This is a genomic window from Flavobacterium sp. (assembly GCF_044348915.1).
Classification (GTDB): Bacteria; Bacteroidota; Bacteroidia; order Flavobacteriales; family Flavobacteriaceae; genus Flavobacterium.
The window spans coordinates 21,769-35,426 of record NZ_JBIKRX010000007.1; the positions used below are offsets into that span (position 1 = coordinate 21,769).

Annotated in this window: 7 protein-coding genes; 6 read left to right on the forward strand and 1 reads right to left on the reverse strand. The window is 36.1% G+C overall.

Going from position 1 to position 13,658, the window contains the following annotated elements; translation table 11 throughout:
* Positions 1-5: 5 nt before the first annotated feature.
* On the reverse strand, positions 6-2,921 hold the full coding sequence (locus ACIQ1E_RS02315; protein ID WP_396168336.1) for a SusC/RagA family TonB-linked outer membrane protein: 2,916 nt from the start codon (positions 2,919-2,921) through the stop codon (positions 6-8).
* A gap of 228 nt (positions 2,922-3,149) precedes the next feature.
* On the opposite strand from ACIQ1E_RS02315, the gene ACIQ1E_RS02320 reads away from it, so the two are divergent.
* The 6 genes from ACIQ1E_RS02320 to ACIQ1E_RS02345 all read left to right on the forward strand — a co-directional run bounded on the left by ACIQ1E_RS02320 (position 3,150) and on the right by ACIQ1E_RS02345 (position 13,610).
* Positions 3,150-4,187 carry a LacI family DNA-binding transcriptional regulator gene (locus ACIQ1E_RS02320; protein WP_396168338.1) on the forward strand — a complete coding sequence of 346 codons (1,038 nt, stop codon included), beginning with the start codon at positions 3,150-3,152 and terminating at the stop codon, positions 4,185-4,187.
* Between the two features lie 432 nt (positions 4,188-4,619).
* Positions 4,620-5,951, forward strand: coding sequence for an MFS transporter (locus ACIQ1E_RS02325; protein WP_396168340.1), 1,332 nt, complete (start codon positions 4,620-4,622; stop codon positions 5,949-5,951).
* A 16-nt stretch (positions 5,952-5,967) separates the two neighbouring features.
* Entirely contained in the window at positions 5,968-6,624 is a 657-nt protein-coding gene (gene pgmB, locus ACIQ1E_RS02330) for a beta-phosphoglucomutase (protein ID WP_396168342.1), read from the forward strand.
* 69 nt (positions 6,625-6,693) lie between these two features.
* Positions 6,694-8,988 (forward strand): glycoside hydrolase family 65 protein, encoded by a 2,295-nt coding sequence (locus ACIQ1E_RS02335; protein WP_396168344.1) that lies wholly within the window; start codon positions 6,694-6,696, stop codon positions 8,986-8,988.
* A gap of 313 nt (positions 8,989-9,301) precedes the next feature.
* Positions 9,302-11,140 (forward strand): glycoside hydrolase family 13 protein, encoded by a 1,839-nt coding sequence (locus ACIQ1E_RS02340; RefSeq protein WP_396168346.1) that lies wholly within the window; start codon positions 9,302-9,304, stop codon positions 11,138-11,140.
* Positions 11,141-11,204: 64 nt separating this feature from the next.
* Positions 11,205-13,610, forward strand: coding sequence for a TIM-barrel domain-containing protein (locus ACIQ1E_RS02345; protein ID WP_396168348.1), 2,406 nt, complete (start codon positions 11,205-11,207; stop codon positions 13,608-13,610).
* Positions 13,611-13,658: the final 48 nt, after the last annotated feature.

Below are 13,658 nucleotides of genomic sequence, written 5' to 3' on the forward strand. Positions count from 1 at the left end.
TTTAATTAAAAATTAAAGTTTAAACCTAACATAGCCATTCTAGCACGAGGATAGATAGTACTGTCATTCCCACCAAATATTTCAGGATCCATTCCTTTGTATTTTGATATAATCAATACGTTTTGAATACCAGTGTAGATTCTTAAACTTGATTCCTTTTTTGCACTTAATCCAAAGGGTTTGTCAAACAAATACCCGATTGTTAAGTTATCCCATTTCAACCAAGAACCATCGTGCACATAATAATCAGATTCCGCTTTTCTTTGGCTAAATTCTGTAATGCTAAAATCTACTGGTGCGTTGTTGATAGCATTTGGATTGTTGTCTGAAATACCTTGAGATAAAAAGGATCTACTACCGCTCACATTGTCATAGATATAGTTCCCTACACTTGCTCTCCAAGCCATAGAAAAATCCCATTTTTTGTAATTGTAATTGGTCATGAAACCCATTGTATAATCTGCCTCTGGCTTATGAAATTCATATTTATCCGCTGAATCGACTGCTCCATCTTTATTTCTATCTACATAAGCGCCTTCAATTGGACGATCATTGGCGTCATAAATTTGTTGGTACAACCAGAACGAATTTGGAGCCAAACCTTCTTTTAGAATTTGAGAATATAAATCTAATCCGATTCCTCCAGTAAAATATTCATTATCATCTAGGCTTGTTATATTACGATTGTTGTAGGCAATGTTAAAATTAAAATTCAATCTATGAATGTCATTTTGGATTGCATTGTAGTTCAAGCCTAACTCAACACCTTTACTTTCTAACTGGCCAATATTGGCTGGTCCTCTGGTTCTAAAGTTCTGTAAAGCTCCTTCATCAACAAACGCGAATAAATCATTGGTGATTTTATTATAGAAATCTAATGACCCCGTTAGTTTGTTGTCAAAAAAGCCAAAATCAAAACCTAAATTATAAGTTGTAGTTTCTTCCCATTTCAAAGTTTCGTTATAACCTTCCGGTTTAGCCAACAAATAATAGGTGCTGCCAAACGGATAAGATGCTCCAGAATTAGGTCCACTCAAATTATATCTTTTGAAATAATCATACTGTGCCGGAATATCTTGTTGTCCAGTTACACCCCAACCAACTCTAAATTTCAAATCACTGATTACTTTAGAATCTTTAAGGAAGTTTTCGTCAGAAACTTTCCAAGCTACTGCAACTCCAGGGAAATTACCCCATCTGCTTTCTTCGGCAAATCTTGAAGTACCATCTCGTCTGTAGTTTAAGGTAATCAAGTATTTACTGTATAAATCAATGTTCATTCTAGCATAAAATGCTTGCAAATTCACTCCCGGTGATGTCCATACGTCTGGCTGTGAATCTACTCTCAAAGTGTTTCCTGAGCCATAGCTTTCATCCTGAAAATCTTGGTAAGAATAACCTGTGGTAAAATCTACTTTTACTTTTCCAAATTGGTGATTGTAGTTTAAATACCCATCTAAAAGCTTGTTTTCAGAATTACCCCAAGAATTGCTATTCGAACCCAATAAAGACAATCCATTCATTCCGCTTCTAGCGTTTTGAGCAGTAACATCAGTCCCTTCTCGTTTGTTGATATCAAGTCCAGCATTGACAACTACTCTCAAATCTTCGAAAAAATGAAGTTTATAATCTATTTGAGCGTTTCCGTAATACCTGCTATTTGCACCGCGATTATTTCTTTGCTCTAATAGTGCCAATGGGTTTGCAGGTCCATAAACAGTATATCCAGTACCAGTAGGAGTATAAGTTTCAAAGTATCCTCCAAAAGGAGATTTAGCATCATAAACAGGATTTGTAGGATTCATTGCTATTGCATTGTTAATCGCTCCTTCATCGGCATATCTATTTTTTTCGTATGCATAGTTAGCATTTACCTCAACTCTTAAATGATTGTCAAAAAACGAAGGTGTCAAAGACAAGGCAACTGTTTTTCTATCAAATTCAGAAGTTTTCAAAACCCCATCTATTTTAGTATAACCAACAGATAATCTTGTTGGCATAGTATTCATTATGTTACCTCTAACTGAAAGGTTGTTATCAGAAGTAATTCCATCCTCAAAGATTTGGTCTTGCCAATCGGTATTGTATTTACCTAGAAGACCTACTCGAGATGGTACAAATTGTTTTACGACGTCTCTAAACTCATTCGCAGAATAATTATCAACTTTTTTAGCCAATGAGTTTACTGCTGTATAGGAATTGAAAGACAATTGAATTTCATCTTTCTTGGTTCCTTTTTTAGTTTTAATCAAAATAACACCGTTTGAACCTCGAGAACCATAAATAGCAGTTGCTGATGCATCTTTCAATACTGAAAAGGATTCGATATCGTTAGGATTCACTGAAGAAAGACCTTTATCAACAGGTAAACCATCAATTACAACCAATGGATCATTGGAAGCATTTAAAGAAGAACCTCCACGAATTCTGATTGCAGCTCCATCTCCAGGACGACCACCTTGAGTTACAACAACTCCGGCAACTCTACCATTGATTAAATTCTCGGTATTTGTAATAGCTCCTTTATTGAAGTCCTTAGTGGTAATCAAAGCAACCGCTCCAGTAGCATCTTTCTTTTTTACAGAACCATATCCTACCTGAACTACAACTTCTTTTAATTCATTAGATTCTTCAACCATGCTTACATTTACTGTCTGCTGATTTGCATAAGTTACTGTTTGATTGGTGTAACCAATAAAGGAAAAAACAATTTTATCTCCTTTATTCACTTTAGGTAATTTGAATTTACCATCAAAATCAGTTTGTGTTCCTATAGTGGAACCTTCAATTACCACATTCACGCCCGGAATTGGCTGATTCGACTTTGAATCTACAACCGTCCCTCCTAATGTTCCTTGTGCAAGAACACTAAATGGCAAGAAGAGTAACAATAATAACAACTTTTTATAAATTGTTTTCATACTTTTTGTTTAAATTAATTAGGTTTTTGTTTGAAATTACCTTTACTTCGAACCTCAAAATTAGATAATAATCAACACTTACAACAAAGGTAAAAATTTAAACCGTTACGAAAACGTGATAGTGTTGAAAAGTTTTTGATTTTTAATAATTTTGCACCTATATAATTACCATAATCTAATAAATATTTTATCTTTATTACGAAAATGATTATTATTCAATTCTAAACAATGAAAAGGAAGATTACTTTAAAACAAATTGCAAAAGAACTAGATGTGTCGATTTCTACTGTTTCAAAATCTTTGAGAAACAGCCTTGAAATTGGAGAAGAAACGAGGCTAAAAGTTCAGGCTTTTGCAAAATTCTACCATTACAAACCCAATAATATTGCGCTAAGTCTAAAAAACAGGAAAACAAAAACCATCGGAATTATCATTCCAGAAATCGTACACCACTTTTTTTCTACCGTAATCAATGGGGTTGAACATGTTGCCAATCAAAACGGATATAGTGTAATTATCTGCTTGTCAGACGATTCCTTTGACAAAGAAGTTCTTAATATGGAAATGCTTGCCAATGGTAGTATCGACGGATTTATCATGTCTCTCTCTAAAGAAACCCAGTTCAAAGGCGATTATCATCATATTACAGAAGTGATTAGCCAAGGTATGCCCGTGGTCATGTTTGATAGAGTGACCAATGATATTCTATGCGACAAAGTAATCATTAATGATGAACTGGCGGCATATGAAGCCGTTCAAAGTTTGATAGACAAAGGAAGAAAGAAAATTGCGCTTGTAACCACTGTCGATTATGTAAGCGTTGGTAAATACAGAACCGACGGATACACCAAAGCCTTGATAGATAATGGCTTGCCTTTTGACGAAAACTTAATCATAAAAATTGAAAATGTTGATAACTGTGAAATTACTATTGGCCAATTGATCGAAGACAAAGCCATCGATGCGGTATTTGCAGTAAACGAACTATTTGCTGTTACCATCATCAAAATGGCTCACAAAATAGGAATAAAAGTTCCTGAAGACCTTGCCGTTATAGCTTTTACCGATGGAATTATATCCAAATATTCCACACCTACTATTTCTACCGTAAGTCAAAACGGCGCAGAAATGGGAAGCGTAGCAGCAAAGATCCTTATCGAAAGACTACAAGCGGAAGAAGAAAATGATTCAGAAGAAGAACAAGAGGAGATATACAAAACAGTAGTCATCGAAACCCATTTAATCGAAAGAGAATCAACTCAATAAAAAATATCAATAGCAATAACAATTTCAATTTGCAATTAACTTACTATAGGTGATTGTGTGAAATATTAACCATTTAAAACCATTAAGAAAGTTAAGAAAAGTAAGGTTTGAACCCTTGTGACTCTTTTTAATTCAATTAATGGTAAAAATAGGAATTCATTACAAAGTTTCCTGAAAAACCTACATCTTTTGACATTGACATTGTTATTGCCTTTGTTATTGATATTGCCATTGAAATTGCCATCGTAACTAAAACTTATTCACACTATTACGTTGTAGTTTTTGAAATAAACACTTTTCCAACTTCTAACTTCTAACTTCTAACTTCTTTTATTATATTTACACCTATCAAAACAATTACTTTTACTTCGAAAAATAAGTTACGTTTTGATAAGCAAGGTGCTTATCGTACATTAATTTCAATATACGATAATGAAAAAACCCGAATTAAGTTTTTGGCAAATCTGGAATCTAAGCTTTGGATTCCTAGGAGTACAAATTGGATATTCACTACAAAATGGCAATACCAGCAGAATATTAGAAGCCCTTGGCGCTGATGTTCACAGTATTGGTTATTTTTGGCTGGCAGCGCCACTCGCTGGTCTAATTGTTCAGCCCATCATTGGTCTTTCTAGTGACAAAACCTGGACACGACTTGGACGAAGAATTCCATTTATCTTTTTTGGAGCAATAGTTTCAGCTTTGGCTATGTATTTTATGCCCAATGCAGAGTACTTCACCTTTTTGTTACCACCATTAATCTTTGGTGCCGTAATGCTTCTCTTAATGGACACTTCTTTTAATGTCACCATGCAACCGTTTCGCGCGCTTGTTGGAGATATGGTCAATGATGAACAAAAAAATCTGGGCTATTCTTTACAAAGTGCTTTAATCAATTTTGGAGCCGTTTTCGGCTCGTTATTGCCTTGGATTCTTGCCAAAGTTGGAGTAGCCAATGTTCCCGCAGCAGGCGAAAAAGTTGCTGCTTCTGTAATTTGGTCGTTCTATATCGGCGGAACTATTTTATTGGTTACCGTGCTTTGGACCGTTTTCAGAACGAAAGAATACGCTCCAAAAGAACACGCCTTATACAACGACATCGACCTCGAAGCCGAAACTGTAACCGAAAAAACTAGCATTATAAAATTGATTGCCAATGCACCAAAAATCTTTTGGCAACTGGGTGTTGTACAATTCTTCTCTTGGTTTGCTCTGTTTTTGATGTGGGTTTATACCACTAGAGCTATCGCGAATCAAGTATGGGGACCCGAAGCTTTAGATCCAAAATCTATTGGCTTCAACGAAGCGGGAGACTGGACAGGTGTATTGTTTGCCTTTTACAGCGCAGTTGCCGCCCTATTTTCATTACTAATTCCAACTATTGCAAAATCTATTGGCAGAAAAAAAACCTATAGTATTTCACTCTTAATGGGAGGAATTGGCTTGGCTTCGATGTATTTTGTACACGACAAAACCATCTTATTACTATCTATTTCCGGAGTAGGATTGGCTTGGGCAGCCATTTTGGCCATGCCTTATGCTATGCTATCTGGTTCCTTACCAGCCGATAAAATGGGCGTTTATATGGGATTGTTCAATGCAACCATTACCATTCCGCAAATTGCTGCTGGACTATTAGGAAGCACCATCATTGCTTTATTTGGAGGTTTTCCGATGGCAATAATTGTAATCGCTGGAGTTTCTATGTTGATTGCTGGACTAGCAGTGTTTTTTGTAAAAGAAAAAGCAACATCCAATAAATAAAAATTAAAAAACAATAATGAATACAAAAGCTTTTATATTCGACCTTGATGGCGTAATTGTGGACACCGCAAAATACCATTTCCTAGCTTGGAAAAAAATCGCCAATGAATTAGGTTTCGAATTTACACACGAAAACAACGAATTATTAAAAGGAGTAAGCCGTGTGCGCTCGCTCGATATAATTTTAGAATTAGGCAAAGTTGAAGCTTCGCAAGAAGACAAAAACAGATGGCTTGTTCAAAAAAACGAAGATTATTTGTCCTATTTAGTCGATATGGACGAAAGTGAAATTTTGCCAGGAGTAATGCCTATTTTAAACTATTTGAAAGAAAAGAATCAACTAATAGCATTGGGTTCTGCCAGTAAAAACGCCAGACCTATACTCGAAAAAACAGGAACTCTTGCCTTTTTTGACGCTATCGTTGACGGAAATGATGTTTCGAATGCCAAACCCGATCCTGAAGTTTTCTTGCTTGCCGCCAAATTATTGCATACCAAACCCGAAGATTCCATTGTTTTTGAAGATTCGGTTGCTGGAATTCAAGCCGCAAACATTGGTGGAATGGTTAGTGTGGGAATCGGAGAAGCGGCAACATTGCACGAAGCCAACTATTTATTTAAAGATTTTACCCAAATGGATAAAGCTTTTATCGATAAACTAATAAACAATTAAACATTTGAAAATTAAGAATTGGAAAATTAAAATTCTTAAATTTTTCAACTAGTAAATAAAAAAGAAAAAATGAACCAAGATTATATAAAAGCAGACAATTGGTCCATCATTGAAGAGGGATTTGATGCTGAGAGCGTAAAATCGTCCGAAAGTCTTTTCAGCATCGGTAATGGTGCTATGGGCCAACGCGCGAATTTTGAAGAAAATTACACAGGAGAAACTTTTCAAGGAAGTTATATCGCAGGAATTTATTATCCTGACAAAACCAAAGTGGGTTGGTGGAAAAATGGGTATCCAAAATATTTTGCCAAAGTACTAAACGCTCCCAACTGGATTGGAATTGATATTGAAATCAATGACGAAATCCTAGATCTGAATGCTTGCAAGGAAGTGAAAAACTTCCGTCGCGAGTTGAATATGAAAGAAGGCTGGTACAATCGTTCCTTCGAAGCTACTTTGCAAAACGGAACCCAAATTGGAGTCAATGTTCGTCGTTTTTTGTGTATGGATTTAGACGAAGTAGGGATTATCAATTATGAAATTACAGCCATCAACAAAGACACCAAAATTGTCTACAAACCCTATGTTGACGCTGGAGTAACTAATGAAGATGCCAACTGGGAAGAAAAATTCTGGGAACCATTGGATGTAAAACGAAGCGGCAACGAAGCATTTGTAACTGCTCAAACCTTTAAAACCCACTTTAAAGTAACCACCTTTATGCAAAACACCATTTTTGTCAATGATAAAAATGGTAACATCTCCCCTTCTAACATCAAAACAGGAACCGATAAAATACAATTTTCATATGATGTGATTATTGCCAAAGGGCAAAAATCATCTATCCAAAAAATTGCAGGTTATACTGTTTCTTTGAATCACGACAACACGATTTCTGCTGCCGAAAGTGCTATAAAAACCGCTTTAGCAAAAGGATACGACATCCTATTAGACGAACAAATCGAGGCTTGGGCCAAAATTTGGGAAATGTCAGACATCACCATCGATGGCGATGTAAAAGCACAACAAGGTATCCGTTTCAATATTTTCCAATTGAACCAAACCTATTCTGGTAAAGATTCTCGTTTGAATATTGGTCCAAAAGGATTTACTGGAGAAAAATACGGTGGTTCCACCTATTGGGATACTGAAGCCTATTGCATTCCGTTTTACATGGCGACCAAAGACCAACAAGTAGCGAGAAACCTACTAACCTACCGTTTCAACCAATTGGACAAAGCCATCGAAAACGCTAAAGACAATCTCGGATTTACCAACGGCGCTGCCTTGTATCCAATGGTGACAATGAACGGCGAAGAATGTCATAACGAATGGGAAATCACGCACGAAGAAATTCACAGAAATGGAGCTATTGCTTTTGCCATTTTCAATTACCATCGTTTTACAGGAGATTATTCCTATATTCCTGAAAAAGGGTTAGAAGTTTTGATTGGGATTGCCCGTTTTTGGCATCAAAGAGCGAATTTTTCGACAAGCAAAAACCAATATGTCATTCTAGGTGTTACAGGTCCGAATGAATATGAAAATAACGTAAACAATAATTTCTACACCAATTATATAGCCAAATGGTGTATTGATTATACATATGAACAAATTCAGAAAGTCTCTTTGGAATATCCATCAGATCACAAACGAATCATTGAAAAAGTACATTTATCAGATGCTGAATTACACGATTGGAAAAAAGTTTCGACCAATATGTACTTCCCTTTTTCTGAAGAACATGGTGTTTATTTGCAACAAGATGGTTTCCTAGACAAACATTTAGTTCAAGTTAAAGATTTAGATAAATCACAACGACCCATCAATCAAAAATGGTCTTGGGATAGAGTTTTGCGCTCGCCTTATATCAAGCAAGCCGATACTTTGCAGGGATTTTATTTCTTCGAAGATCATTTTACCAGAGAACAATTAGAAAAACATTTCGATTTTTACGAACCATTTACTGTTCACGAAAGTTCCCTTTCTCCTTGCGTGCATTCCATTCAAGCGGCGAAGTTGGACAAAATGGATATGGCCTACACTTTCTACCTTAGAACTTCTCGTTTAGACCTTGACGATTACAACAAAGAAGTGGAAGAAGGTTGTCACATCACATCGATGGCGGGAACTTGGATGAGCATTGTAGAAGGATTTGGAGGAATGCGAGTAAAAAATGACACCCTTCACTTCTCACCAAAAATCCCAAAAGAATGGACGGGTTATTCCTTTAAAATCAATTTCAGAAATCAAATTTTGAAAGTAGAAATCAATCAGAACGAAACAAAATTCTCTATTGAAGGCACTCAAGAACTGACTGTTTATGTTAATGAAAAAGCTGTTTCGGTAAAACCAAATCCTTAGGGAACGGTATATTATAAAAACATTTTCTAGTACACCCATTGGGTGTAATTAGTTTTTGATGATATTTTTCCGTCAGTTCGAGTGATTTTCCATAGAAAATCGTATCGAGAACAAGAAAAATTTCATTAAAAACGGTTCTCGATACATTTTTTGTTTCGTTTTACTACACAAAAAATACTCGAACTGACGTTTTTATCAATTCTAACTAACGGGTTTAAGCAAATAATTGCGAACCATTAAGGCATTAAGTTTCATTAAGTTTTTCTTAATTTTCTTAATGTCTTAATAGTTTAAAAAAATAAATTTATTTCAAATGAAAAAGCTATTTTTATTGTCATTAATTTTTACAACATCAACTATGTTAGCACAAATCGAAAGAATTGAACCTCCGTTTTGGTACGCGGGAATGCACAATCCCGAATTACAAATTTTGGTTTATGGCAAAAACATAGCGAAATACGATGTTTCAACTTCCAATGCAATTCCAATTTCAAAAGTTGAAAAAACAGAAAATCCGAACTATCTATTTGTCACTATCAACACGGCCAACATTCCAGCTCAAGATTTTTCGTTGATTTTTAAAGAAAATAACAAAGTGGCCTTCACTAAAAAATACAGCTTAAAGCAACGAAAAGAAAACTCAGCCGACCGCAAAGGTTTTGACACCTCAGATGTGATGTATTTACTGATGCCCGATCGATTTTCGAATGGCACTAAAAACAATGACGCGAATTCTTCCACGAAGGAAAAAAACAATAGAGAATTACCTGGTGGCAGACACGGAGGAGACATCCAAGGCATTATCAATCACTTGGATTATATCAATGAATTAGGAGCAACCACGATTTGGAGCACACCTCTTTGCGAAGACAATGACGCCCAATTCTCCTATCATACTTACGGTCAATCTGATGTTTATAAAATTGATCCTCGTTATGGTACAAACGAAGATTATGTGCGATTATCAAAAGAACTGCACCATCGAAAAATGAAATTGGTCATGGACTATGTGACCAATCATTGGGGCATCGAACATTGGATGATGAAAGATTTGCCAACTCAAGATTGGTTCAATTATATTGGAAATTATACCGAAACCAATCACAAGCGCACCGTTATTCACGATATTCACGCCTCAGAATTAGACAAGAAAAAATGTATCGACGGTTGGTTTGTCCCATCAATGCCTGACATAAATATCAGAAATCCATTGGTTCTAAAATACCTAACTCAAAATGCAATATGGTGGATCGAATATGCCAATTTGGACGGTTTTAGAGTAGATACTTACAATTATTCGGACCCAAATGGAATTGCACTTTGGACCAAATCCATCACCGATGAATACCCGAATTTCAACATCGTTGGCGAAGTTTGGATGTTCAATCAATCGCACGCAGCCTATTGGCAAAAAGACAGTAAAATTGCTGCAATCCAAAATTACAATTCCTATTTGCCGTCCGTAATGGATTTTACCTTACTTGGCGCCATCAATTCAGCCTTCAATGAAGACGAAGCTAGTTGGGATAAAGGAATGATCAAAATTTACGACAATTTTACCAATGATTTTCTGTTTCCAAACCCAAACAACATTTTGATTTTTGCCGAAAACCACGACACAAATCGTATCAATCATATGTTCAATAATGACCTCAATAAATACAAAATGGCAATGGGCTTGCTTGCAACTACAAGGGGTATTCCTCAATTGTACTATGGTTCCGAGATAGGAATGACTGGAAATAAAGACAAAGGCGATGCCGATATTCGACAAGATTTCCCTGGCGGATGGGATGGCGACAGTAATAATGCCTTTACCAAAGAAGGTAGAACAGCAGGGCAAAACGAATATTTCGATTTTACGTCAAAACTGTTCACTTGGAGAAAAACAAAAGCTGTTATTCATTCCGGAAAAATGACACATTATATTCCCGAACACAATACTTATGTCTATTTCAGATACAATGATACTAAAAGCGTAATGGTTATAATCAATAATAGCAAAGAAACCAAAGCTATAAAAACGAATCGTTTTCAAGAAAATATCGGGAATTACAAAACTGGCAAAGACATTATTTCAGACAAAATAATCGATGTTACCAACGAGATTTCACTAGAACCAAAATCGGTTTTGATCTTGGAATTGGAATAATTCAAACCCTATAAGTCATATTAGAAAAACTTAAATGACTTATAGGGTCAAAAAAACCTAAAAAATGAAAAAATTATTTTTCTTATTATTCATCAGCTCACTTTCCTTTGCCCAAAACGCAAATAGGAAATTTGTAAGTTACAAAGAAGTTAACAATACACTAGAAATCAACACTTCAGACGGGCAATACATCCTCAAAGCCTATTCTGATAAAATTGTAGAAACTACCTTTATCCCAAAAGGAGAATCGAGCAATAGCAATTCGCAGGCCGTGGTTTTAGTTTCCAAAAAAGGGACTTCAAAAATAATCAAAACACCAGGCACGATAAGCCTTTATACCAAAGGAATTGTGGTTACAGTTCAAAAATCGCCGTTCCAAATATCCTATTTCAATCAACAGAAACTCTTGTTATCTGAAAAAAATGGCTACTTCAAACAAAAACACATCCCATTAGACAATGTAAAAGGCAACATAAAAGCGGATTCTACCATGGTGATTGACTTTAACATTTCACAAGACGAAATCCTCTATGGCGGAGGTGCTCGCGCTTTAGGAATGAACCGTCGTGGCAATAAATTAGCCTTGTACAATCGTGCTCATTATGGCTACGAAACCCATTCGGAGTTGATGAATTTTACTATTCCAATGATTTTGTCATCGAAAATTTATGCCGTTCATTTTGACAATCCAGCTATTGGTTACTTGGATTTAGACAGCAAAAAAGACAATACTCTGGCCTACGAAACCATTTCCGGAAGAAAAACCTACCAAGTAATTGTGGGCGATTCTTGGACCGATTTGATTTCAAATTACACCGATTTAACCGGCAAACAACCTTTGCCAGCAAGATGGACTTTGGGTAATTTTTCCAGTCGTTTTGGCTATCATTCCCAAGAAGAAGTCGAGAAAACCATCAAGAAATTCGAAGACGACCAAATTCCTGTTGATGCTATAATCCTAGATTTGTACTGGTTTGGCAAAGACATGAAAGGCACAATGGGAAACTTGGATTGGGAAAACGAAACCTTCCCGAATCCTGAAAAAATGATGGCGGATTTGAATGCTAAAGGCATAAAAACGGTACTTATTACCGAACCTTTTGTATTGACAACGTCCAAGAAATGGCAAGAAGCCGTGGACAAAAAAGTGGTGGCAACAGATAAATCTGGAAAACCATTTACTTATGATTTCTACTTTGGAAACACAGGCATTGTCGACATTTTCAAAGCCGATGGCAACACTTGGTTTTGGAATGTTTACAAACGATTAATCAATCAAGGTGTTGGCGGACTTTGGGGCGATTTGGGTGAACCCGAAGTTTTTCCTTCCGAAGCCATAACTGCTGGAGGAAAAGCCGATGAAGTTCATAATATTTATGGTCACAATTGGGCAAAATTAATTGCCGACGGTTACAAAAAAGATTTTCCAAATCAACGCCCGTTTATTCTGATGCGCGCAGGATATTCGGGTTCTCAACGCTTGGGAATGATGCCTTGGTCTGGCGACGTAAGCCGCTCTTGGGGAGGATTGCAGTCTCAAATGGAGATTTCACTCCAAATGGGAATGCAAGGAATGGGCTATATGCACTCCGATTTGGGTGGTTTTGCAGGTGATTATTTCGACAACGAATTGTATTTAAGATGGTTACAATATGGGGTTTTTCAACCCGTTTTCCGTCCGCACGCACAGGAAGATGTGGCTTCGGAAGTGGCTAGAAAAGACGTCATAACCAAAGCAAAAGCTAAAAAATTAGTTGAATTGCGCTACCAACTTTTGCCTTACAACTATACTTTGGCTTTTGAAAACAATCAAAAAGGAGCTCCTTTGATGCGCCCGTTATTTTTTGAAGAACCGAATAATCCCAAATTATGGACCGTTTGCGAAACCTATCTTTGGGGAAATGACTTTTTGGTTACACCAATTACGAAAGCTGCTGTGACTTCAACTTCCGTTTATTTTCCTAAAAACAACAGTTGGTTTGATTTCTACACCGATGAAGAGCAAATAGCGGGAACTACTTCGGCCATTGCAGTTGTCGAAGACCATATTCCAGTTTTTGTTCGTGGTGGGGCTTTTATTCCGATGATAAAAACCATTCCAAACACATCGAAATACTCCTTGGCAGACTTCGTTTTGCATTATTATTTTGATGCAAAAACCACTCAAAGTTCCGGAAAATTATACAATGACGATGGAACAACAGCAAACGCTTTCGAAAAAGGAGCCTTTGAAATTTTGAAATTCAATGGTAATGTAAATGATAAAACCGTAACTATCAAATTGAATTCAGAAATTGGTAAAAACTTTGCATCGTCAGACAAAAATGTGACACTAATCATTCATAATATCAAAGCTAAATCTGCGAGTATCAACGGTAAAAACCTTGATTTCAAAACTGTAAAAAACAATATAGAAATTCCTGCTTCTTGGAAAAAAGGAACGGAAGTGGAAATCAAAATTCAATTATAAAAACAAACCATTAATTACATTAAGAAAAATTAAGTTTTACTTATTAAT